Below are 23,736 nucleotides of genomic sequence, written 5' to 3'. Positions count from 1 at the left end.
CTCTGCCAGCGGCTGGCTGGTTGCCCTAGTATGTCTCAGCTCCTTCCTCCCGACCCTGCTCTCCTAGGTGGCATTACGGCCTTCGAAAACCTGCCGCCCGAAGTACTGACCTGGCTACTCGAAGCAGGAGAAGTGCGGCAGTACGCCCCCAGCGAAATCGTCGTAGAAGCCGGTGCCCCCGCCGACCGTATGCTGGCCGTGGTGAAGGGCGCCATGCAGTACTACGCCACGGCCCCCACCGGCCGCACACCCGTCTTTAGCGTCGAAGCAGGCCGCGTGACCGGAGTGCTCCCCTACTCACGACTGCAAATATTTCGTGGCCAAGGTGTAGCAGTTGGCGAAACTATCTTGTATCAACTGCCGCGCAGCCAGTTTGCAGCGCTAGAGCATGTGAGCCCCGAGCTAGTACAGCGCTTAGTAGGCATCATGAGCGACCGCGCCCGCGAAGAAGCACGCACTCAGGAGCGGGACGACAAGCTGCGGGCTCTAGGGAAGCTGTCGGCTGGCCTCTCACACGAGCTCAATAACCCAGCCGCCGCCATTAGCCGCGCCGCCGCCGCACTGGCCGACTCCCTGCTTCTGAAGCCACAGCTGCTGCTAGATATGCTCGCCGCTTGCCCACCGGCCGACGCCATGGCGGCCCTCACGGCGCTGGCGGTGCTACCCACCGAGGCGCCTCCGGTACTCTCGGCGCTGCAAGCCTCGGACCGCGAAGAAGAACTGGCCGACTGGCTTGAAACACAGGGCTGCCCCGATGGCTACACCCTAGCTGCCAACCTCCTCGACGCGGGCCTGGACCTAGATGCCCTGGCGCCGGTAGTGGCCCAGCTACCGGACGCGGCCCGCACTCCGGCACTGACCTGGCTGGCTGGCCACTTGGCCACGCTACGCCTAGCTCACGACATCAGGGAGGCTAGCCAGCGCATCAGCACGCTGGTAAACGATGTCAAAACCTACTCGCACATGGACCGTGCCGGGGGCCGCGAGAAGCTGGCCGTCACGACCGGGCTTGATAGCACGCTCAACATCTTCGCCCACACGCTACGCCAGAAAAACGTGCGCCTCACCCGCGACTATGCCCCCAGCCTACCGCTGATAATGGGCCAGGCCGGCAGCCTTAATCAAGTGTGGACTAATTTGATTGACAATGCTTTGGATGCGCTACCAGACAAAGGCGGCGAGCTCACGGTGCGCGTAACCAAGCAAAGCGACTTCGTGTGCGTCAGTATACAAGACAACGGCTCGGGCATCACACCCGAGGTGCTAGCGCACATGTTCGAGCCTTTCTATACCACTAAGCCGGCCGGCGAGGGCTCGGGCCAGGGCCTTGACATAGCGCGGCGCATCGTGCAGGAGCATGGCGGGCGCCTAGAGGCCGCATCGCAGCCTGGGCACACCGAGTTCACCACCTGGCTGCCGATTGGTTAAGGAAGTGTTACCCAATCGCTGCGTATTGAATGTGGTACGCATCTACTATTATTTTGCACGCTGCTTACTCATGCTGCGTGCTAGCTTCCTTCTATGAAAAAGCCCATTATCCTGACTGTTGACGATGACCCGCAGGTGCTGGGCGCTATTACCCGCGACCTGCGCAAGGAGTTTCACAAAGACTACCGCATCTTGAGCGTAGGCTCGGGCCCAGAGGCCTTAAAAACGCTCGACGAGCTGCGCGCCCGCGCCGAGCCCCTGGCCCTGGTGCTGGCCGACCAGCGTATGCCCGAAGTAGAGGGGGTGGAGGTACTAACCCACGCCCGCGGCCTGTTTCCGAGCACCAAGCGCGTGCTGCTGACAGCCTACGCCGATACTACAGCCGCTATTCAGGCCATCAATTCGGCGCAGCTCGACTACTACCTGCTCAAGCCCTGGGACCCGCCCGAGCAACTTCTCTACCCTACCCTGCACGACCTGCTGGCTAGCTGGCAAGCCACTTACCGGCCGGCATTTGCGGGCATTCGGCTGGTTGGGTTTCAGTGGTCGCCACTGTCGCACGACCTCAAGGACTTCTTAAGCGGCTACATGGTGGGTTACCAATGGCTTGATTTTGAGAAGGATGCCGAAGCTACTACGCTGCTGCAAGCCAGCGGCTTCGGGCCCGACGACCTGCCCGTGGTATTTTGCCCCGATGGTAAGGTGGTGTCGCGGCCCGATAAACTTGACCTAGCCCGGCACCTAGGGCTGCTGGTAGAGGCCAAGCAAGAGCTGTACGATGTGGTCGTTATTGGGGCGGGCCCAGCCGGGCTGGCAGCCGCCGTGTACGGCGCATCGGAAGGTCTGAAAACGCTCATCATTGAGCGGCAAACGCCCGGCGGGCAGGCGGGCTCGTCGTCGCGCATCGAAAACTACCTAGGCTTCCCCACCGGGCTGAGCGGCGCCGAGCTGGCCCACCGCGCCTGGAGTCAGGCCACCCGCCTAGGTGCCGAGTTTATGGCACCGCAAGAGGTAGTAGACCTGTGCGTAAAAGATGGTTACAAAGTACTGACTCTGGGCGACAAAACTGAGATAAAAACCCGCGCCGTAGTCCTTACTACCGGCGTCAGCTACCGCACACTGCAAGCGCCGGGCCTCGACCGCCTAAGCGGGGCGGGCGTGTACTACGGCGCGGCGCGCACCGAAGCCCGCAGCTGCAGCAACCAGCCGGTGTACATCATCGGCGGGGGCAACTCGGCGGGGCAGGCGGCTATGTACCTCTCCACGTATGCGTCGAAGGTATTTATTGTTATCCGGGGCGAGAGCCTGGCGGCCAGCATGTCGGCCTACCTCATCGAGCAGATTAGCCAGACGCCGAACATCGAACTGCTACCCCGCACCCAGGTGCGCGAGGCGTGCGGCGACACCTCGCTGGAGGCCGTCGTGATTCAGCGCGATGGCCAGGAGCCTGAAAAGCACCCTGCGCGCGCCCTGTTCATCTTCATCGGCACCCGGCCCAGCACCGAGTGGATATGCCACCTCGCCATTTGCGATGCCAAGGGCTACCTGCTCACCGGCCGCGACCTGGTAGCTGACCCGCGCTACGGCGCCTCCTGGAAAAAGGAGCGCGAGCCTTACCTGCTCGAAACCTGCGTGCCCGGCATGTTTGCCGCCGGCGATGGCCGCGCTGGCGCCATGGCGCGCGTGGCCTCAGCCGTGGGCGAGGGCAGCATGGCTATCAAGTTTGTGCACCAATACTTGGACGAATAGTCAATTAATAATGAGCAGTTAACAATGAACAATGGGCAGAGGCGTCATTCCGTCTGCTCATTGTTCATTGTTAACTGCTCATTGCTTTAAGTATTCGGCTCGTGCGTCATCCAGCAGACGCAGGACCTCGGCACGCTGCGCCCGCAGGCCAGCCCGGGTAGCAGCCGGTAGCCAGCGCACCCGCAGGCGGCGCAGGCGGGCGCTCAGCGTTTGCCAGTACCCTAGGGCGTAGAAACCTGCCAGCGGCAGGCTGAGCACAAACAAGCTCGTCAGGCGCCAGTCGTGCGTGAGCCAGTGCTGCACGGCAGCCGCTTCAATGGCGTAAGCCACCGGAAACGTGATGATGCCCACGCCTAGTAGGATAGCAGCGATAAACTCAGTGTCCTTAGTAGCCCGACGGGCTACTTGCGCCGGAATCTTATAAGGCACATAGTTAGTAATGAGCCCATAGAGCCATACCGGCAAGCCCAGCACCAGGTTGAGGAAGTCGGCCAGGCGCGCGCCGGGGCGTTGGGTTTGGTCGAGGTCGTCGTCTTCGAGTCTATAGGCTTGTAAACTGGCTAGGTACTGCCCTAGGGCGGTGCGCAACGCTGCCAGCCGATTGGGGTTATGCTGCTCAAACCAAGCCACGGCGTCGAGCAGCGTGCGGCTCAGCTCAAAGTTGTCGTAGAGCGTGGTGGGGTCGTCGTCGGGATTGAGGTGGTCACCGAAGGTGCGCTCTACCTGCTGGGCCAGCTCGTCGTCCTCGGCAGCGCGGCTGATGACGAGTCGCCGCGTGAGGCGCTGCCTGATTTCCTCGGTGAGCTCGTCGGCCGCGGCGGCGGGGTCCTCGTGGTAGCGGGCCGCGTAGTCGGCCACCACGATGGGCGGGGCCACATTGAGCAGCACATCGGAGCGGAAGCGCGTGGGGTCAAAGTAATTGGTGCCCACGCACACTAGCTTGAGGCCCAGCTTAAAGTCGTGCCGCGCCTCGGCCCCTAGGGCAATGCGGGCGGCCCCGGTCTTGAGCGGGCGCAGACGGCGCTCGCTCACGCTGGTGCCTTCCGGAAAAATCATGACCGTGCCGCCGCGCTCTAGGTAGTCGTAGCAGCGGCCAAAGCTGGCTTCGTTGCTGGCGGCTAGCTGCCGGGCCGTGCTGGCACCCTCGCCTTCGGCATCTTGGCGACGGTAGATGGGAATGCAGTTGCCTGAGCGCATAATGGCGCCGAGTACCGGGTTTTTGAAGAACGTGCTCTTGGCCAGAAACGCGATGGGCTGGTGCCGCTGCACAGCCGTTACGAGCGGGTCCATGAGCGTATTAGGGTGGTTGCTACACAGCATGAGTGGGCCCGGCAGGCGCAGGCGCTGGCGGTGGCGCACCTCAAGGCGCCGAAAAAACACGCGCAGCCCAAGGCGCACTACGGGCTTCATAACGGTGTAGAAGAGCATAGGCAGGCAAGTTTACACTAAAAAAGGCCGGCTGCGCGAGCAGTCGGCCTTTTCGTTAATGATTAATTATTAAGGGTTAATTGTTAATGGCTCATGGAGAGAAATTAACAATTAACCCTTAATAATTAATCATTAATATGCGCTATTGAGCTGGTCGAGGTTATTCGGGTTTTGGCCACCCGAGGTACCTGCGTCGTAGCGGCTGCCCGAGGCGGGGCCTTGGTCGCGGCGCTGGCCAGAGGCCGGGGCATCTTGGTGGCGGCTGGCCGGGGCCTGGCGCCCTAGGTCATTGCTGTGCGACGAAGAAGGCGACGACGTGTAGCCGCTGCCCGAGCTTACGCGGGGCTTGCCGGCTGCTGCGGAGCCTGAGCCATAGCGGCTGGCACCCCAGGGGCGCTGGCCTTTGCGGTCGTAGGCGTGGTCGCCGTCTTTGGTGTGGGGCTGGTGGTCGAAGGGCGACTTGCGGGGGCGGTCGCGGTACTCGCCGGCCGATTTCTTGCTCTTGCCGCGTGTGGCCAGGAAGGCTACTCCGGCGGCCAGCAGGCCTACACCCACTGCTTTTTGGGTGGTAGTGAGGCCACTAATGCCCGTCCAGGCTTTGTTGCTGAGGTCTTTGGCTTTCTGGGGCAGTTGCTGCGCTTGCTCGGCCACGCCCGAATCGTTGAGCCATTTTTTGCCGCTTTCGAGCGCGTTGTCAAGCTTAGCTTTTACACCGCTAGCGGCGGGCTGCGGTGCCGAGGCATTGGTTGGGTACGGGCTGCTGCCCGTGGCGTGCGCAGCTGTAGTCGAGAAGCTCGAATCGGCCGACGAGGTATTGTCAGAATGAGGCGTATTGGCGGCGCCAGTAGAGCCGTAAGACGGCTGGTGGGAAGTAGGTTCCATGAGCGAAAAGATGATAAGGGAAAGGACTAAGAGGCCCTGCCGACCCGGCTGGGCTAGTAAGCGTTAGTATTCGTAAGTTGTGGCTGGCGGGTTGCGGCCGAGCTAGCCCTAGGGCTTACGTAATGCGGGGCGTGGCGCACACAGGCAGCCAGCCATCGGCTCGGCCACAGCGTGGGCACGGGGTGGGTACTGGCCCAGCAGGCAGCTCGCGCACGGTGGCGCAGGCGTGGCAGGCGTAGGCGCCAGCCTTCGGCAATTCGTACAGGGGGTGCTTATATATCTCGGGCCAAATAGGTAGGCCGGGGCGCTCGTGCTCGGGCTCAAAGAAAAAAACACTTATCTCACCGGTTGCTTCAATGTATAGGCGCCGCACCTGCCCTAGGTGCTCCACTTGCAGCTGCCGCAATTGGCCATTCAGTTCCTGTCCCGTCAGGCTAGCTTTGTTGAAAGCGGGCAAGTCGATTTCACCATCCTGAACAATCAACTCAGGCTCACCCTCCAGCATGCGCTCTACCCGGGGATACTTATCGGTCCAGTAGTTAAAAAGCACATATAGGGCAATAATTACTACAAATACAGCGACCGCGTGTAGCAGGGGCGTGTCGTGGTAGATGGTAGCGTCGCCGGCAGCCGAACCCAGCACCAGTATCAGCGCAAACTCAAACAGGGAGAGCTGCCTTACCCCACGCTTGCCCGAAATACGCAGTGCCCCCACGGTGAGCAAGAACATAAGCACGCTGCGCAGCACGATTTCGAGCAGGAAGCTAACGGGCGCCTCGTCTGATATCAGTAGCCGCTTTAGTGAAAAGGGCTCAACGGCCGCTAGGAGCAATGCAGATAAAACCATAGCTCCTCTTTACGACCGCATCAGGCCAATGGCTGCCTTACTCGTCATAAACTGGCTAGCAATTGCTTTTTTAGGCGAATAGCCCACCTTAGCCGAACAACCCTAGGTCGCCGCCACCGTTAGGTAGGCAACTACTAAGCGCTACTATTGCTACTCGTTATATGTTCCGTTTTCAGAATAAAGTTTGCCTGGTCACGGGCGCCACTTCCGGCATTGGCCGGGCCACAGCTGTGCGCCTAGGGCGCGAAGGGGCATCAGTTATTTGCATAGGCCGCGAAGCCAAAGAAGGCCGCGAAGTAGAGGCCGAGATAAAGGCTGGCGGTAGCGAAGCACTATTCATCAAAGCCGATGTGGGCAAAGACGCCGACCTGGTGCGCATCGTGGAGCGCACCCTGGCGCGATTTAAGCGCATCGACGTACTGATAAACGACGCGGCCATGATGACCTACACTCCCCTGCTCGAAATGGCCCCCGCCGATTGGGACCGCGTGCAGAGCGTAAACGTGCGGGCCTTGTTCCGGCTCTGCCAGCTCTGCGTGCCGCACATGCAGGGCGGCGCCGTGGTGGCCATCAGCTCGGTGCACGCCTTCCAAACTACCCCCAACGTGGTGCCCTACGCCGCTAGCAAAGGCGCTACGGAGGCGCTCATTCGCGGCCTTAGCCTCGAAATTCCTTACACCCAGGCTCGCATTGTGGGCGTAGCGCCGGGAGCCGTCGAAACGCCCATGCTGCGCAGCAACCCCAACGTGCAGAACGGCACCGAGAAGATAACCGGCCAGATAGGTACTCCCGACGAGCTGGCCGCCGCCATCTGCTTCCTAGCCTCCGACGAGGCCAATTTCATCAACGGCACCACGCTCGTAGTCGATGGTGGCCGCTTGGCACAGCTCTAACACGCTAGTCACTACGCCTTTTGAAAGCCTAGGTCGCGGTAAGCGACCTAGGCTTTTCTTTTTGGCCCTAGGTCGCCTTTTTGGCTAGGTTTTCCATGAAGAGCCGGGCGCCTTCGCGAGCTTCTACCTCAAACCTATTTTGGTAGTAGCCCACTCGCGCCGACTCTACCAAGTACTGCCACAAAAAGCGCGGCAGACCTAGGTCACGCACTTGGCGCAGGTGCACTTCCTCATGCGCCACCCATTCAGGGTCGGCCAAGAATTCGGCACGTGTGGCGCCGCTTAGGTGCACCGTCTGGCCTAGCACCATAGCTACCCGCGGGGCGCGGCCTAGCACTAGCCGGGCCACCCGGGCGAGCGGAGAATTAACGAGTGTGCGTGGCTCCATAAAGTACAAAACTCGGGCGAAACTACGAGGTTGATTTGGTAATAGTTACGGCTCTTGAACAGTTATTTTTGCTTTAATACGGTACTTTTCTAATAAAATTTGCACTTTTATTGCTTTCCATTCAATTGTATCACTTTTTATGACTTAGATTTGGCCGAGCCTATTTCTTAGCTCAACCCAAAATTGAGTCATTCGATTTCATTTTACTCACTCTAATTCTGGCGGTAATTACCGCTTCGCCTAGCGCAACAGTCACCACCTTTTTTCCCGGCCGAGTAGCTCGATGGCACTGGCCGGTGCTCACCCCAACCAACGGACTATGAAGAATACCCTGCTGTGTTGCCTCGCCGCTGCCTCCCTGGCTCTCTCCTTCTGCTTTGATAAAGCACCCGATGCTTCGGCCTCGGCCGGTACTGCTACCCACGCTGTGCCCGCCGTAGCCGAAGCATCGCTGCTTTCGGGCCTGCTGCCCAGCAACGAAGGCGATGAGCCCACGGCCGCGCCCGAGTCGGCACTAGTAACGGCCACCCGCGACTCGCTGGCCTACGGCTACTATGGCCAAACCCTAGGTCTTAAGCTGACCCAGACCGAGAACAAGAGCCTGCTCCAAACCGTGATTGACTGGATTGGCACGCCGTACAGCTACGGCGCCAGCTCGCGCCGCGGCACCGATTGCTCGGGCTTTGTGACGCAGGTTTACAAGAAGGTGTACGGCATCACCCTCAAGCACAGCTCGCGGGCCATGTTTGGCTCGGCCAAGCGCGTGGCCAAGACGGAGATGAAAGCTGGTGACCTTGTCTTCTTCAGCCACGGCAAGGGCAATATCTACCACGTAGGCATCTACTTGAAAGACGGCAAGTTTGCCCACTCGGCCACCAATGGCGGCGTGATGGTGAGCTCGCTCAACCAAGCCTACTACCACCGCAATTTTTACGCTGCCGGCCGCGTAGAAGGCACCGAAGTGCCCCAAGCCGAAGCGATGCTCGAAGCAGCTACTGTGCAACTAGCCAACTAGTCATACTTAGCACTTTCGCCTTTTCAACGGCCCTTAGCTCTCGCTGCTAAGGGCCGTTTTTGGTTAGCCAAAACATTGCCGGCCCGAATGCAGTACTAAGCCCTGGCGGCGGTGGCGCCGCTTGCCTCTTTGCATTCCCTTTTTTCCGCATGGCTACTTACAACTCCCCCCCTTCCGGCAACGATGTGGCCGGGTCCAAGTTTTTCAAGAAGTTTCTGGCTGCGGCCGAGAGCTACATTCAGCAACCCACTCGGCTTAAGAAGCTTCTGACTGACGCTTACCAAAAGGCTAGTGAGAAGAAAGAGCTAGGCACGCTGGCACACGAAGCCTGGGACACGCTGCAAAGCCTATTTCGGCTCATCAAGCTCAGCATCTCGGGCGAGTACACCGAACTGCCTACCTCAACAGTGGTAGCGGCGGTAGCCGTGCTCATCTACTTTCTGTCGCCGATTGACCTGATTCCCGACTTTATTCCGGTAGTGGGCCTGCTCGATGATATGGCGCTGGTGGCGTGGTTTTCAACCTCCATCAAGCACGAGCTCGACAAGTTTCACGCCTGGGAAACGGCCAAGGCTGCTACCGTGGTGTCGGATGAAGAAATCTACAAAAACCGCCCCTCTACCCCTGCACTCGCTATGTCAACTACCACCAACCAGTCGGCTAAGAACACCGGCACTACCGACTACCCTACCGCTCCGGCCGGCACCGGCCAGTCGGCCACTGATGCAGGTCTAGGTTCGCCAACCTCCTCTACGACCAAGCCCATCAGCGATGTGGGTCCCGACGGCCCGCTACCCGAGCCCACCAACGAGTCGGCTAAGTCGGCTGGCGTTGATGACATCGCCAACGTGAGCGACGGCTCGCGCGATGGCAATACTGGCCAGCGCAACGACACGGGCGGCAACGACCGCTAGGTCTGAACCGCGGATTCATCGAATTAGTCTGATTTTGAGGACAACCCTCATTGATTAGTATAGTCACAAAAAAGGCTGCCCTAGGGCAGCCTTTTTTAATGAATACGCATTTAACGAACAAGTAAGCTACTAGCTCCAAAATCCGCCTCATCCGATAAATCCGACGAATCTGCGGTTCAGACAACTAAGCCGCTGCGGCGTGGGCCGTGACGTAGCGCACAAAGTCGCCGACGGTGTAAAACGGAACTTCATCGGGCACGGTGATGTGGAAGTTGCGCTCTAGCTCCAGAATGATGTCGACTAGGTCAACGGTATCGAAGCGGAGGTCGCGGCTGAGGCTAGCGGTACGACGCAGGCGCACCGCCTTGATGGCCTTGCGCTTGCTAATGATTCGAAGCACTTGCTGCTCAATATTTTTGGAAGCAGCCTGGGTGGCAGAGGTAGTAGCAGCGAACATAGATAGAAGTGTAAAATTGCAGAAACGTCGGGTGAGAATGCCTTTTTAAAATTGATTGCCGAGCATCGAGCGGCGCTTGTTAGGAAGACAAGTACCTCTCCACACCCGGCAATCAACTTACCACAAGAACTAGGCCAGCACGGGCGGCGTAGCAGCTTCTACCTCCTCACGGTCGGCTGGAACCGAAGGTGGCGGGCTGTTAACATCGCGCCCGGTAAAGGCCGCTTGTATCTTCTCATTGAGCAGATACATTACCGGGACTACCAGCAGGGTCACAAGGGTTGCAAACGACAACCCGAAAATGATGGTCCAGGCCAGCGGGCCCCAGAACACCACCGACTCGCCACCTAGGAAGAAGTGTGGGTGGCCCGAGTTGAAGAGCTCGTAGAAGTCGATGTTCAGGCCGATAGCCAGCGGAATCAGACCTAGGATGGCGGCCGTAGCCGTGAGAATAACCGGGTTGAGACGGGTGCGGCCGGCCAGCACAAGGGCGTCGTGCAGGTTCATGCCCTGGGCCCGCAGCATGTCGGTGAATTCCACCAGCAAGATGCCATTCTTCACCACAATACCAGCTAGGGCGATAATACCTACCCCCGTCATTACGATGGAGATATTCATGCCCGTGATGGCGAGGCCGAGCATTACGCCGATGATAGAGAAGATAACTTCGGTGAGGATGATGAGCGGCTTAGCTACCGAGTTGAACTGCGTCACGAGCACCAAGAAGATGAGGGCGATGGCGCCAATAGCAGCCACCCCTAGGAAGTCGCTGGTTTCCTTCTGGTCTTCCTGGGCGCCACCCATGCGCACGGTGTAGCCGGGCGGTGTGGGGAAGCTTTTGAGCGCGCGCTGCACGTTGGCCACCACATCGGGGCCAGTGAAGCCGTTGAGCACGTTGGAGCTAATCGTGATGAGGCGGTGCGTGTCCTTGCGCTTGATACCGCCGTAGGTAGTGCCATAGTTCACATCGGCCACGGCCGAAATAGGCACCTGGCGCACGGCGCCAGTGGCGTCGCGGAAGGTGAGCGGCGAGTTTACGATGGCATCTACGTTGTCGCGGTAGGGCTTGGCGTAGCGCACCTGGATGGGGTACTCATCGTCGGGGGTCTTGAATTTGCTAGCCTCGAAGCCGTAGATAGCCGTGCGGACTTCCGAGCCGATTTGGGCGGTCGAGATGCCTTCGCGGTTGGCCCGCACGCGGTTGATGCGCACGCCAATTTCGGGGTTGCGGTCCTGCAAATCGGAGCGCAGGTCTTCGATACCACCGATTTTCAGCGAATCGACGTAGCGCTCTACTTTCTTGCTCAGGGCGGCCAGTTTGGGGTAGTCGTCGCCCGATACTTCGATGGCTACTTCCTTACCCTGGGGCGGGCCGCTGGCTTCTTGGTCAACGGACACCTCGGCGCCGGGAATGCCTTTCACTACCTCCCGAATCTTATCCATGTAGGTATGAGTAGCCGGGCCGGTTTGCTCGGCCAGCTCTTTGAAGGCCACGCCCACCTTACCTAGGTGCGACTGCGACACGCCCGACGCGGTAGCCTCAGTGGGGTCGCCGGCGCCGATGGCCACGTTGGTAATCACCGATTCTACGTCGGGGTTGTTACGGCCAATAACGCCGTACACGCGCTTTTCGAGAATCTTAGTTACCGAGTCGGTTACTTCTACGCGGGTGCCCACTGGCATGCGTAAGTAGGTGTAAATGAACTTGGGGTCGCCTTTGGGGAAGAAGTCCACCTTGGGCTTGCGGGCGCCCACGGCCATGATGCTACCCACAAACAGCACTACCAAGCTTAGCATGATACCCACCTGGCGCCACACCGAACCACCCACCACAATCTCTACGAGGCGAGCGTAGCCATCCTGGAAACGCGGCAGGATGCTGCGCTGGAAGCCAGCTATCATGTACACAAACACGTACTTATCGAGGAAGCAGAGCACGATGATGGTCACCATCAAGTTGCCCAAGAACTTGGAGCCGGCCAGGTAGCCCGCTAGCGCTACCAGCGCCAGCCCGCCCATGCCGAGCAGGAAGTTGCGGGTCAGCTTGGGCGTTTCAACACGGTCGAGGTGCTCTTCGCGCTCCATGAAGCTCACGGCAAACACGGGGTTCATGATGAACGCCACGATGAGCGAAGCCCCTAGGGTCAGAATTAGGGTCACCGGCAAGAAGAACATGAACGAGCCCACAATGCCGGGCCAGAACATGAGCGGCACGAACGGCGCCACCGTAGTGAGCGTACCGGCCAGTACTGGAATGAACACCTCGCCGGCCGCGAATTTGGCCGCCTTAGCAGTACTCAGGTTGGGGTGCTCGTGCAGCAGGCGGTGCGTGTTTTCGATAACCACGATAGCATCGTCTACCACGATACCTAGGGCCAGCAAGAAGGCAAAGAGGACAATCATGTTCAGCGAGAAGCCAAACATGGGCAGCATCACGAAGGCCAAGAACATCGACAGCGGCACCGACAAGCCCACGAAAAGCGCGTTGGTGGTACCCATGAAGAACATCAGAATCAAGGTCACCAGAAGGAAGCCGATGATAATGGTGTTAATCAGGTCATTCAGCGTATTGCGGGTTTCGTTCGACGAGTCGCCCGTAATCGTGATTTTGGTGCCTTTGGGCAGACTGGCTTCGGCGTCCTTCACTAGGGTGTGAATCTTGTCTGAGGCGTCGAGCAGGTTTTCGCCCTGGCGCTTCACCACGTTCAGGGTCACGGTGGGCTGGCCGTCGAGGCGGGCATAGCTTTCGCGGTCCTTAAAGGCGTCTTGCACGGTGGCAATGTCACCTAGGCGCACCGGAGCGCCGCGCAGGTTCTTAATTTGGATGTCGGCGATGTCGGCGGCATTCACGTACTGGCCGGCCACGCGCACAGCGCGCTTCTGGTCGCCCACGTCGATAGAGCCACCCGACACCGTGATGTTCTCGCGGGCGATGGAATTCTCAATGTCCGTAAAGCTCAGCTGCGAGGCTTGCAGCTTCTGCAAGTCCACGTCTACGTTCACCTGCTGCTCCAGGGCACCCACGATGTCGACGCGGGTGATTTCGGGCAGTGCCTCAATCTTATCCTGGAAGTCGTCGGCCAGCTTTTTGAGCTGCGAGGCCGGCAGGTTGCCGCTCAGGTTGACGTACATAATCGGCTGCTCCGAGATGTTGACTTCCTGCACCGTGGGCTCGGTGGGCAGGTCGTTGGGCAGCTCGGTGCGGGCCTTATCTACGGCATCCTTGATGAGTTGCTTAGCCACCTGCACATCGATACCCGACTTAAACTCTACGTCTACAATACAGTAGTCCTGGTTCGAGGTCGAGTTGATTTTCTTAACCCCGTTTACGCCCTTGATTTCTTTCTCAATCTGACGCGTCACCAGGTTTTCAATGTCGGTCGGCGACGTACCGGGATACACCGTAGCCACGATGATGCGCGGAATCACGATGTCGGGAAACTTCTCCTTGCCGAGCTTGATGTAGGCAAAAATGCCCATCACCGTCAGGAGCAAGGTGATGATGTAAATACTCGTCTTGTTATTAATGGACCAACTGGTGGGTCCAAACTCCTTTTCAATATCTTGCATAACAGGTAGTTGCTAGTTGAGGAGTGTACTTAGCCGACTTTCACCGTCTGCCCCTCATTGAGGTTCTGGTAGCCTGCCGAAATCACTTCGTCGCCTGCTTTTAGGCCACTTAGTACTTCTTGCTTGCCGTTGTAAGTCTGGCCGGTTTTGATGACGCGCTTGGCAGCCACGGGCTTGCCGCCTTCGTTGTTCACCACCAGCACGTAGGCGTTTTCCTCGTCGTGCTGAATGAGGTCGACTGGCAGCACGGTGGCGTTGTTGTTGCCGTAGTTTTTGATGCGCACGGTGGCTACCATGTTGGGGCGCAGGCGGGCGGCCACGTTGCTGGGCAGGCGTAGCTCCACGGTGAAGGTGCGGCTGGTGGCCGAGATGGTGCGGCTCACGGTGCGCACAGTGCTCTCGATTTCTTCGCTGCCCATGTCGGGCAGGGCTACCAGGGCCTTGTCGCCAGCCTTGATGCTGCCCGCGTAAGCTTCTGATACATCGGCGAGTACTTTGCCGCCCCGGCCGCTATTGAGCTGCACCACCGGTGCGCCGGGCGCTACCGTTTCACCCAGTTTCGGCAGCACGTTGTCGACCACGCCGGCGTAGGGGGCCACCACGTTGTAGAGAGCTTTTTGCTGGTTGAGGCTACCTAGGTTGCGCTGCAAGGCCTCATAGTTATTCTTGGCTTGCAGGTACTGCACCTCGGTACCAATCTGCTGCTTCCAGAGGCCGGCCTGCTTTTCGTAAACCGTCTTAGCCAGGTCCATGCGCGTGCGTAGCTCGGCAATGTTGGCGTCCAGGATGCTGGCATCTACGGTGGCCAGCACTTGGCCTTTGCGCACCTGGTCGCCGCGCTGCACACGCACGCTGGTGAGCGTGCCGGCCGCCCGCGCGCCCACAGTGGCGTTCTGGTCAAAATCAACGCGGCCCTGCACTTCGAGGTAGCCCGCGAAGTTTTGGGGCGCTACTTTAATTACCGACACGGGCACGGCCGAGTTGGCTTCGGCGGCTTTGGCCGAGCCGGTTTTGGCTTCTAGGTCGGCTATTTTGGCCTGGGTCGCGGCCTGCTCGGCCTTGAGCTTAGCCAGCTCGGCGTTGGGGTCTTTGTCGCCCCCGCCGCACGAAGCGAGGAAAAGCGTGGCGGCGAGCAGGGAGTAACGAGCGGTATTCAGGTTCATGAGGTTACTAGCTTTCAAAGAGAATTACTTGGCCTGCTGGTACAGCTCGCCGGTGGCTTTGTCGCGGTCTACCTTGGCCACCAGCACATCGTAAATGGCAGCGTAGTAGTTGGTTTGGGCTTGGCGCAGGTCCGTTTCGGCCGTTATCAGCTCCACGTTGGAGCCCACGCCAGCCTGGAATTTGATTTTCGACACCCGGGCTACATCGGCGGCCAGCGTTAGGTTGGCCTGCTGGTTGTCGAGCACGTCGAGGGCATTCACGAGCGTGGCGCGGCTTTGGGCATCTTGCAAATCAATGCTTTGGCGCAGCGTTTCGAAGCCGTGCTCAATGGTCTTCTGCTGCAAGCGCGCCTGCTGCACCTGGTACTTGCGGCGGAAGCCGTCGAACACCGGCACGTTCAGGGCCAGGCCCACGTTGCCAAAGCCAAACCAGTTTTGGTTGAGTAGGCCTTGCCCGTTAACCGACTCAGGGCCGCGGAAGGCAAATAAGTCGCGCGCCGACTTGGCCGAGCCCGTGAAGCCATAGGCAGCCGTGAGGCTCAGGCGCGGGTAGGCACCCCGCTGGCGGTTGGCTAGGTCGAGGCCAGCCAGCGCCTGCTGCGTTTCGAGGGTCGAAAACTCGATGCGGTTGTTGTAGTTAAACGCTGCATTGGCCTGCGTGGGCTGGCCGGTATTATTGGCTACGGGCGCCGTAGTGGGCGCCTGGCCGGTGGTGGGCGCGGCCACCGTGGGTACTTGGCCGAGGCTCTGGTCGCCGCCGCCAGTGTTGAAATTGGCTACCCCTAGGCGCTGGCGCAGCGCCCCGGCATCGACCACGGCCGCGCCGAGCGAGTCGGTAAGCTGCACGTTTTGCGCCTGCGGCAAACCCATCTGAAACTTAAGCAGCGCCACGCTTACTTCGGTGAGGCGCTGCGCTTTCTGCTGCTCCACCACTAAGTTGTTGCGCTGCACGCGCAAGCGGTCCACGTCGAGCTTTTCGGCAAAGCCGGCCTTGAACGTCTTATCGGTTTGGTACAGCAGCGTATCGAGGCGCTGCACGTTGCGGGCCAGCAGGGCCAGGCGGGCGCGGGCTACCAGCGTGCTGTAGTAGGCCTTGCTTACTTGCTCGATTACGTCGATTTCGGCCTGCTGGGTCTGCTTTTTAGCCAGCTCCTCGTACACCCTAGCCGCCCGCAGGCCTACTAGGTACGAGCCATCAAACAGCATTTGCGAAAACGAAGCTGAGGTGTTGCCCGCATACTGCAAGCCGAAGGCAATAGCCTGGGGCGGCGCCGATACAGGTGCCCCATAAGCCGGCGGTAATGTCACGCTTTGGCCAGCCGATGCCGCTGCTATGTCGCCCGGCGTGAGAGTAGTACCGCTCAGCGTGGGGCCCGAAAAGGCACCCGCATCCAGCAACGACCTTTGCAGCTTGAAGTTATCGGCTAGGTTAGCCGCCACGTTTACCTGCGGCAAACCTTGGCTTTTTACTTCGCCTACTTTTGCCTTGGCGGTTTGCTCGGCCAGGCGGGTAGCCAGCAGGCTAGGCTTGTTTTGCACGGCGTAGCGCACGGCTTGGCTCAGGCTTATGGCCATGGGGCCCTGGCCGGCCGGGTTCGCCGGCGTGGCTGGGGCGGGGGTCTGCGCCAAGGTGGGGGCGCCCGCCCCTAGGGCTAGGCCAGCCAGCAACGCCTTGGTTAATGCGTTCTTCATAAAAATGTGAGAGACAGAACGTCTGGGTAAAATCTCAGGAGAAACCGTTATTCTTCTTCCGTAATCTGACGGTACTTGTTAAAAAGCCGGTGCCCTTTTAGCGTAGCCACGCCCAGCAGAAAATGCTCGTCGAACACCCGGTTTACCCGCAGTGGGCTAAACTGTGCGGGTGGGTAGATATCGGGGTCGAAGGCCAGCTCTATCTGCACCAGGTTGAGGCGGGCCAGCACTTCCACGTCGAGGTCAGCCCGAAACAACCCTTCGGCAATGCCGCGCCGCAGGTTCTGGGTTATCTGGTCAAGAATGAAGGCGTTTTTATGGGTGGAGAACAAAGTCCAGGCATCGGGGTGGTACTTCTTGAGGTCGTAGAAAATGCTGGGATGCACGTTGCTAAACTCCTTGTCGGCCCAGGCCGATAGCGTTAGCATTTCCTCCACAGCATTGGCGGCGGCGCTCGCTACCCGGGTGCACTCGCCCTGCGCCTGGCAGAGGTGCCCCGACATCACGGCCATCACTATCTCATCCTTGCTGGCAAAGGTTTTATATAACGTTTTCTTCGACATGCCGAGGTCAGCAGCGATGTCGTCCATGCTCACACTCTTGATGCCGTTGCGCAAAAACAGTGCAGCAGCGCGGGTCAGAATTCGGTCCTTCGTTTCCATGATTGGCATGGCAAAGATACAGCGGAAACTATTATCGAGTTCAAAGTTTCCAAAGTTTCTTTGGCGCTGCTCGTCTGGTTCAATCAGCTCACCTGACGCGGTGGCCAGCCGATTACTTTAAGCCGGTTCATTATTTTTTCAGCTAGGTTGCAAGCCAGCTTGCGCCAACTACTTTTATTAGCTGCACAAAGCTAATATTATTAGTTTAATTATTACCATATTCTTTTACCTATTTTTTAGTGATTATCAGTTTGCCGCTGGCCTAGGCACGGGCCAATACCTTTGTGGTTTCGCTATTCCACTTCAACTCCATGAAAATTCGCGTTGGCTTCGGCTACGACGTTCACCAGCTCCGCGAGGGCCTCCCCTTCTGGCTCGGCGGCATTGAGGTGCCGCACACCTACGGCGCCCTAGGCCACTCCGATGCCGACGTGCTCATCCATGTCATTTGCGACGCGCTGCTGGGCGCGGCTAACCTGCGCGACATCGGCTTCCACTTCCCCGATACCGACCCGCAGTACAAAGGCATCGACAGTAAAAAGCTGCTAGCCGAGGTCATGCGCATCTTGCGCGAGAAAGGCTACGAAGTCGGCAACATCGACTCGACCATCTGCCTCGAGCGGCCCAAGGTGAACTCGCACATCCCGGCCATGCGCACGGTGCTGGCCCAGGTGATGGGCGTGGACGAGGACGACATTTCCATCAAAGCCACTACTACCGAGAAGCTTGGTTTCGTGGGCCGGCAAGAAGGCGTAGCGGCTTATGCCACCGTACTGATTACGAAAGCCTAGGTATCGATTTTAATAATCAAAAGACGTTTGCCGGGCTGAGCGTGGCGCAGCATGACAGACCTACTTCTATGATAACTTCTAAACTGGTGAAATACCCCCTGTTGCTGCTCGCTGCCCTGGCGCTGCCGGCTACCCTAGCTGCCCAAACGCCGGGCGCGGTGAAGGTCAAGACCAAGACAAAAACCAAGCTTACTAAAAAGCCAGCGGCTAAACCTACTGATGGTGGCATTGCGCCGCATGGCTCGGTGCCGGTGGCGCCCCTGCCAGCGGCCGACTACGCTACGGTGTATGCTGAGCGCTACATTACGCAGGACAAACTGCGGCGCGACCTCTCGGTGCTGGCCTCCGACGAGTACGAAGGCCGCGAAACCGGCACCAAAGGCCAGAAGATGGCCGCCGAATACATCACCCAGCAGTTCCGGGCCGATAGCTTGGTAGCGCCCGTGACCGCCAACACGGCCAACCCGTACCTGCAAACCTTTAGCCTAGAGCGCAGCGCCTGGCAGAAAGGTGGCACGCTTACGGTGGGTGGCAAGGCGTATGCTTGGCTTAAAGACTTCTATGCGTTTGGGCGCTCGCCTTTTCAGCAGGCCACGGCGGTGCAGCCGGTGTTTGTGGGCTACGGCATCGAGCAGGGCACCTATTCTGACTACGCCGGGCGCGACGTGCAAGGCAAAGACCTAGTGATGCTGCTGGGCGAGCCTCGCACCACCGATGGCAAATCGGTGCTGAGCTCCGATGGCAGCGCCACTAAGTGGAGCGTTGATTTCCGGGCTAAGGCCGCGCTGGCGGCGCAGAAAGGCGCCCGCAGCGTGTTCTTCATCAGCACCGAGCCGGCCCTGGCATTTGAGAAGATGGAGGAGCGGCTGGCCCCGCGCGTGATGCAGCCCATTATTGCGGCAGCCGAGCAGGGTGGCGGCCGGGCGCCGTCGTTTTTCGTGTCGCCGGCTGTAGGTCTCAAGCTCCTAGGTGCCTCCGACGCGGCATTGCGCAGCTATGCCGCTGCCACGGCCGCTGCTAAGGCACCGGTAGCCAGCAAGTTCAAGCCGGTCAAGTTCACTATCAGCGCGCCGCAGGAGCGCTCGGCGGTGGGCACCGAAAACGTGCTGGGCTTCTTGCCCGGCACCGATAAGAAGGACGAGGTTTTGGTGGTATCGGCGCACTACGACCACCTAGGTATTATCGGCGGCAAGGTGTACAACGGCGCCGACGACGATGGCTCGGGCACAACCGGTATGCTGGCTATTGCTGAGGCGTTTACCAAGGCTGCTCACGCGGGGCACGGGCCGCGCCGCAGCATATTATTCCTGGCCAACACGGGCGAGGAGAAAGGCCTGCTGGGCTCGGAGTACTACGCCAACCACCCGGTTTTTCCGCTGGCTAACACCATTACGGACCTCAACATCGACATGATAGGCCGCACAGATGTGGCCCACGAGGGCAAGGCCGACTACGTATACGTCATTGGTTCGGACAAGCTGTCGTCGCAGTTGCACAGCGTGCTGGAAGCCGCCAACCAGAAGTACACCAAGCTCGACCTCGACTACCGCTTCAACGACCCCAACGACCCCAACCGCTTTTACTACCGCTCGGACCACTACAACTTTGCGGTGCACAAGGTGCCGGTGGCGTTTTTCTTCAACGGCGTGCACGCCGACTACCACGAAGCGAGCGACGAAATCGACAAGATTGAGTTTGGCAAGATGGAAGCGCGGGCGCGGCTCGTGTTCTACACTGCTTGGGAACTAGCCAACCGCGACGAGCGGCCGGTGGTAGATTCGAACAAACCTTAAGTAATTTCCCGCAGAGTTAGCAGAGTAAGGCGCAGGTTTTCTGGCTGTCTTTGCGAAACTTTATGCCATACCCTGCTAACCCTGCGGGAAGCCTATGCTAACTAAAGCCACTGCCTTCCAGACTGACGCCGAAGCTAAAGCCTTCGACCTCGAACACCGTCGCAAAATCCGCTTCAACATCGGCAAATACGATGCGGCGGTGAGCGCTGGCATGCAGCTCTACGAGCAGCACGAGCTAGCTCGCGCCCGCGCCGCCTACCTCAAGGCCGGCGTGCTGGAAAAGCTCGACGAGTACCTGTTACAGTTTGAAGCTGCCTTCACGGCCCGCGGCGGGCGCGTGGTGTGGGCCCAAAATGCCCAGGAAGCGCTGGATGAAATAGGCCGCCTCACCGAGGCGCGCCAAGCCCGCACGGTGGTGAAAGCCAAGAGCATGACCACCGAGGAAATCCACGTCAACAAGTATTTGCAGAGCCGGGGCGTGGAGTCGGTAGAAACCGACCTAGGCGAGTACATTGTACAACTCAACGGCGAGCGGCCTTACCACATCGTGACGCCGGCCATGCACCTGAGCAAGGCCGACATCGCCAACATCTTTGTCAAGCACCTCGGCATTGAGCATACCGACGATGCGCAGCAGCTGGTGCTTACGGCGCGCCACTTGCTGCGCGACAAATACACGGCGGCTGAGGTAGGCATCACGGGCGGCAACTTCCTGATTGCCAAAGAGGGCGGCGTGGCCGTGACCGAGAACGAGGGCAACGCCCGCCTGTCGGCCACCTTCCCCAAGCTGCACATTGCGGTGGTCGGCATCGAGAAGCTGATTCCGCAGCTCACCGACCTCGACCTGTTTTGGCCCTTGCTCAGCACCAGTGGCACTGGCCAGCAGGTAACGGTATACAACACGGTGTACTTGGGACCTAGGCAGCCTGGTGAGCCCGATGGCCCGGAGGAGATGGTCGTGATTTTGCTCGACAACGGCCGCACCAATCTGCTGGCCCGCCCCGACCGCCGCGAGGCGCTGCGCTGCATCCGCTGCGGCGCCTGCCTCAACGTGTGCCCGGTGTACAAAAACATCGGCGGCCACACCTACGAAACTACCTATTCGGGGCCCATCGGCTCAGTTATCAGCCCGCACCTGAGTGGGCTAAAGGAGCACCAGCACCTGAGCTTCGCCAGCAGCTTGTGCGGGGCGTGCACCAGCGTGTGCCCGGTGCGCATCAACCTGCACAACTTATTACTGCTCAACCGCCAGGAGAGCGTAAGCGAGGGTCACAATGCCCGGGTTGAGAGAATCGCCATCGGCCTCTGGCGCTGGAGCATGCGCCACCGCTGGGCGCTCGACATCCTGCCCGGCCGCCTCAAGGATTTCAGCCTAGGCTACCTGCTCGACCAAGCGGGCTGGCGCAAGCGCCGCGAGAGCCTGAAAGTGGCCGACAAGTCATTCCGGGAACTATGGAAGGCCAGCCATAGCAGCTAGAACCTCAGCGGCTCCGTACAAGGGGCCATGTCTTCAACTGTTGAGTACGCCCTGCGCGTACTGGCCGGAATAGCCGGCGGCTGGCTCATTATCACTACCGTATCGGGGGCCATCCGCTCGTTTGTGCTACCACGCAACGAGTCCGTGCGGCTCAATGCCTTCGTCTTTGGCGGTGTGCGAGCCTTGTTTGACTTTGCGGCGCGCCGCGCCAATACCTATGCGCACCGCGACCGCATCTTAGCGCACTACGCGCCGGTAGGATTGGTGGCCCTGCCTATTGGGTGGTTGGCATTGGTGGGCATCGGCTACACCGGCATTTACTGGGCGCTCGGTGTCGATGGCTTTACCAAGAGCTATGAGCTGAGTGGCAGCTCGTTGCTCACCCTAGGTACTACATCGGAAGCAGGTTTTGCCATCAACGTCTTCAGCTACTCGGAGGCCACCATTGGCTTATTGCTGCTCACGCTGCTCATCTCTTATCTACCTACTATCTACCAGGCTTTTTCGCGGCGCGAAATCGTGGTGGCTCAGATAGAGCTGCGCGCGGGCGTTCCGGCCACGGCTAGCGGGCTGCTGCGCTGGCTGGGCCACGATGGCAACTTCAGCAACGACGACGACCAATGGCTGGCTTGGGAAGAGTGGCTGGTTGAGATTGACGAAAGCCACACCTCGCTGCCGGTGTTGGCCTTTTTTCGCTCGCCTCAAGCAGGGCGCTCCTGGGTTACGGCGGCCGGGCTGGTGCTCGATACGGCCAACCTGCTGTTCTCGGCACTCGACGTGCCCCGCTCGCGACAGGTAGAGCTAACGTTTACGGCTGGGGTGCTAGCCCTCAACCGCATTCACCGCTTTTTCAACCACAAAGTCGAAACCGAGCCGGCCGAATTGCGCACAAAAGAAGAGATTAAGGAAGCTTCACCCGACCGCCAGAAGTTCGCCAAAGCCTGGCAGGAAATGCAAGAAGCAGGCCTACCCCTGCGGCCCGACGAAGAAGAAGCCTGGCAGCAATACCAGGAGCGGCGCCAGCTGTACGACAGCGCCCTAGGCTTTATGAGCCAGCTGCTGTTTGCGCCGGCTATGGGCTCGCTGCACTAAGCCGCCTTACTCATCGGGCAAGATGTTGACATCCTGCACCAACACCATCTTCTCAATCTCACGGCCGCGGCGGGTGTTGGCCAGGCCACCTAGGGCGGTTTCCTTATAGCGGGTTTCCATGCTTTGGCCCACCTCGCCCAGGGCCGCCACGCACTGGTCAACGGGAATAACCGGGTCGACGCCCGCAATGGCAATCTGAGCCGACGAAAATGCGATGGCCGCCGCTGAGGCATTGCGCACCACGCAGGGCACCTCTACGAGGCCCGCCACGGGGTCACACACCAGCCCGAGCATGCACTGAATGGTGATGGCCACGGCGGCAAAAACTTGCTCCACGGTGCCACCTAGGCAGTACACAATGGCCCCGGAGCCCATAGCAGCGGCCGAGCCAGTTTCGGCCTGGCAGCCGCCCACGGCGCCGGCCAGCGAGGCATTCTGCTCGATAATAAGCGCAATACCCGCCGCCACCAGCAGGCCCTCCAGGATTTTCTGGTCGGGCAGGTGGTGGATATTTTGAATGGTAGTGAGCACGCCCGGCAAAATACCCGACGCGCCAGCAGTGGGCGCGGCCACTACGCGGCCCATGCACGAGTTCACTTCCTTGGCCCCTAGGGCGCTCACCACTAGATTTTTGAACTCGGGCGATAGCACTGTAACAGGCGAGGCCGCAATCTTCTTGGCCCCGTTATTTATCATGCCCGAGCGCGAAGTCATGTCGCCCGTCAGGCCGGTGTGCACAGCGTCGCGCATTACGTCGTAGGCGCGTTGCAAACCGGGCCAAATGTCGGCCTCAGCGGCCCCTTTCTGCTCGATTTCGTAGGCCAGCACGGGCTGAAAAAGCGGCTCGCCGGTGGCGGCGCAGTGCGCCTGCCAGGAGGCGAAATCGGTAAAAAGGAGCGACATGGTGGGTGGAGTGAGGCAGGGAACAGAGAAGAGGCACAAAGATAAAACGCCCGTCATGCTGAGCTTGCTGAGACATGACGGGCGTTTACCTGGTTGGCTAGCTACCTAGGCGGGTGCTTTCTCAGTTACCAGCTTGATGCTGGCCGAGTTGATGCACAAGCGCAGGCCGCTCGGGGCGGGACCGTCGGGGAACACATGGCCCTGGTGGGCGTCGCATACGTTGCAGAGCACTTCCACGCGCACCATGCCATAGCTGGTGTCTTTCTTGTACTTAATCGCGTTCTCTTCGACTGGCTGCGTGAAGCTGGGCCAGCCAGTGCCGCTCTCAAACTTGGTGCGCGAGTCGTAGAGTGGGGTGCCACAGCACACGCAGGCATAGAGGCCGGCCTCGTGGGCCTCGCAGTACTCGCCAGTAAAAGCGCGCTCGGTGCCGTGCTCACGCGTGACGTGGTATTGCTGCGGCGTGAGCTCTTGCTTCCATTCGGCATTGGTTTTTTCTACGCGACGGGGCGGCTCGGGGGCGCCGTGGTTGGCCAGGCGAATAACGTCGTTCCAGGTTTGCATCTCGGGTTGGTTTTAGAGGCAGGGGATA

Annotated in this window: 19 protein-coding genes and 1 pseudogene; 9 read left to right on the top strand and 11 right to left on the bottom strand. The window is 59.7% G+C overall.

The genetic code is table 11. The features are described 5' to 3' along the window. Window positions 1-30 precede the first annotated feature (30 nt). Together JAO77_RS12850 and JAO77_RS12845 are read left to right on the top strand one after the other, a co-directional pair. Window positions 31-1,428: a sensor histidine kinase gene (locus JAO77_RS12850; RefSeq protein WP_198990770.1), complete on the top strand. Its 1,398-nt coding sequence runs from the start codon at window positions 31-33 to the stop codon at window positions 1,426-1,428. 93 nt (window positions 1,429-1,521) lie between these two features. Further along, window positions 1,522-3,177, top strand: a complete 1,656-nt coding sequence (locus tag JAO77_RS12845; protein WP_198990769.1) for an NAD(P)/FAD-dependent oxidoreductase — start codon at window positions 1,522-1,524, stop codon at window positions 3,175-3,177. Window positions 3,178-3,255: 78 nt separating this feature from the next. Here the strand turns inward: JAO77_RS12845 and JAO77_RS12840 are convergent, their stop codons facing one another. The 3 genes from JAO77_RS12840 to JAO77_RS12830 form a co-directional block, all read right to left on the bottom strand. Beyond that, window positions 3,256-4,605 (bottom strand): lysophospholipid acyltransferase family protein, encoded by a 1,350-nt coding sequence (locus JAO77_RS12840; RefSeq protein WP_198990768.1) that lies wholly within the window; start codon window positions 4,603-4,605, stop codon window positions 3,256-3,258. Between the two features lie 132 nt (window positions 4,606-4,737). Further along, complete coding sequence (locus tag JAO77_RS12835; protein WP_198990767.1) at window positions 4,738-5,487, bottom strand: hypothetical protein; 750 nt, start codon at window positions 5,485-5,487, stop codon at window positions 4,738-4,740. Between the two features lie 115 nt (window positions 5,488-5,602). Then, window positions 5,603-6,334, bottom strand: coding sequence for a YetF domain-containing protein (locus tag JAO77_RS12830; protein WP_198990766.1), 732 nt, complete (start codon window positions 6,332-6,334; stop codon window positions 5,603-5,605). 161 nt (window positions 6,335-6,495) lie between these two features. Here JAO77_RS12830 and JAO77_RS12825 point away from each other — a divergent pair, with 161 nt between their 5' ends. Beyond that, window positions 6,496-7,227, top strand: a complete 732-nt coding sequence (locus tag JAO77_RS12825) for an SDR family NAD(P)-dependent oxidoreductase (protein ID WP_198990765.1) — start codon at window positions 6,496-6,498, stop codon at window positions 7,225-7,227. A gap of 67 nt (window positions 7,228-7,294) precedes the next feature. Here the strand turns inward: JAO77_RS12825 and JAO77_RS12820 are convergent, their stop codons facing one another. After that, complete coding sequence (locus tag JAO77_RS12820; RefSeq protein WP_198990764.1) at window positions 7,295-7,615, bottom strand: hypothetical protein; 321 nt, start codon at window positions 7,613-7,615, stop codon at window positions 7,295-7,297. A gap of 319 nt (window positions 7,616-7,934) precedes the next feature. Here JAO77_RS12820 and JAO77_RS12815 point away from each other — a divergent pair, with 319 nt between their 5' ends. Beyond that, the gene (locus JAO77_RS12815) at window positions 7,935-8,630 is read left to right on the top strand and encodes a C40 family peptidase (RefSeq protein WP_198990763.1); all 696 of its coding nucleotides are present in this window, start codon (window positions 7,935-7,937) and stop codon (window positions 8,628-8,630) included. Window positions 8,631-8,779: 149 nt separating this feature from the next. Further along, a pseudogene (locus tag JAO77_RS24380) lies at window positions 8,780-9,139 on the top strand (YkvA family protein); the annotation flags it as partial. 589 nt (window positions 9,140-9,728) lie between these two features. On the opposite strand, the gene JAO77_RS12805 reads toward JAO77_RS24380, so the two are convergent. From JAO77_RS12805 to JAO77_RS12785, 5 genes are all read right to left on the bottom strand, one after another. Continuing rightward, window positions 9,729-10,001 carry an acyl carrier protein gene (locus JAO77_RS12805; protein WP_198990762.1) on the bottom strand — a complete coding sequence of 91 codons (273 nt, stop codon included), beginning with the start codon at window positions 9,999-10,001 and terminating at the stop codon, window positions 9,729-9,731. Between the two features lie 129 nt (window positions 10,002-10,130). Beyond that, on the bottom strand, window positions 10,131-13,571 hold the full coding sequence (locus JAO77_RS12800) for an efflux RND transporter permease subunit (protein ID WP_198990761.1): 3,441 nt from the start codon (window positions 13,569-13,571) through the stop codon (window positions 10,131-10,133). A gap of 29 nt (window positions 13,572-13,600) precedes the next feature. Beyond that, on the bottom strand, window positions 13,601-14,734 hold the full coding sequence (locus JAO77_RS12795) for an efflux RND transporter periplasmic adaptor subunit (protein WP_198990760.1): 1,134 nt from the start codon (window positions 14,732-14,734) through the stop codon (window positions 13,601-13,603). Window positions 14,735-14,758: 24 nt separating this feature from the next. Continuing rightward, window positions 14,759-16,426, bottom strand: coding sequence for a TolC family protein (locus JAO77_RS12790; RefSeq protein ID WP_198990759.1), 1,668 nt, complete (start codon window positions 16,424-16,426; stop codon window positions 14,759-14,761). 47 nt (window positions 16,427-16,473) lie between these two features. Further along, the gene (locus JAO77_RS12785; protein ID WP_198990758.1) at window positions 16,474-17,088 is read right to left on the bottom strand and encodes a TetR/AcrR family transcriptional regulator; all 615 of its coding nucleotides are present in this window, start codon (window positions 17,086-17,088) and stop codon (window positions 16,474-16,476) included. 311 nt (window positions 17,089-17,399) lie between these two features. Here JAO77_RS12785 and ispF point away from each other — a divergent pair, with 311 nt between their 5' ends. The 4 genes from ispF (at window position 17,400) to JAO77_RS12765 (ending at window position 22,241) form a co-directional block, all read left to right on the top strand. Then, window positions 17,400-17,879: a 2-C-methyl-D-erythritol 2,4-cyclodiphosphate synthase gene (ispF, locus tag JAO77_RS12780; RefSeq protein ID WP_198990757.1), complete on the top strand. Its 480-nt coding sequence runs from the start codon at window positions 17,400-17,402 to the stop codon at window positions 17,877-17,879. A 68-nt stretch (window positions 17,880-17,947) separates the two neighbouring features. Beyond that, on the top strand, window positions 17,948-19,672 hold the full coding sequence (locus JAO77_RS12775) for a M28 family peptidase (protein WP_198990756.1): 1,725 nt from the start codon (window positions 17,948-17,950) through the stop codon (window positions 19,670-19,672). A 94-nt stretch (window positions 19,673-19,766) separates the two neighbouring features. Further along, a complete protein-coding gene (locus JAO77_RS12770; protein WP_198990755.1) occupies window positions 19,767-21,149 on the top strand; it encodes a lactate utilization protein B in 1,383 nt (460 codons plus the stop codon). Window positions 21,150-21,176: 27 nt separating this feature from the next. Then, window positions 21,177-22,241 carry a hypothetical protein gene (locus tag JAO77_RS12765; RefSeq protein ID WP_198990754.1) on the top strand — a complete coding sequence of 355 codons (1,065 nt, stop codon included), beginning with the start codon at window positions 21,177-21,179 and terminating at the stop codon, window positions 22,239-22,241. A 6-nt stretch (window positions 22,242-22,247) separates the two neighbouring features. On the opposite strand, the gene sdaAA is transcribed toward JAO77_RS12765, so the two are convergent. Both sdaAA and msrB read right to left on the bottom strand, forming a co-directional pair. After that, a complete protein-coding gene (gene sdaAA / locus JAO77_RS12760) occupies window positions 22,248-23,144 on the bottom strand; it encodes an L-serine ammonia-lyase, iron-sulfur-dependent, subunit alpha (protein ID WP_198990753.1) in 897 nt (298 codons plus the stop codon). 105 nt (window positions 23,145-23,249) lie between these two features. Continuing rightward, window positions 23,250-23,708 carry a peptide-methionine (R)-S-oxide reductase MsrB gene (gene msrB, locus JAO77_RS12755; protein ID WP_198990752.1) on the bottom strand — a complete coding sequence of 153 codons (459 nt, stop codon included), beginning with the start codon at window positions 23,706-23,708 and terminating at the stop codon, window positions 23,250-23,252. Window positions 23,709-23,736 lie beyond the last annotated feature (28 nt).

It is taken from the genome of Hymenobacter sp. BT559, from assembly GCF_016427535.1.
Lineage (GTDB): Bacteria > Bacteroidota > Bacteroidia > Cytophagales > Hymenobacteraceae > Hymenobacter.
The sequence above is the reverse complement of the archived record's forward strand: the minus strand, read 5'-3'. Positions and strand labels throughout refer to the sequence as shown.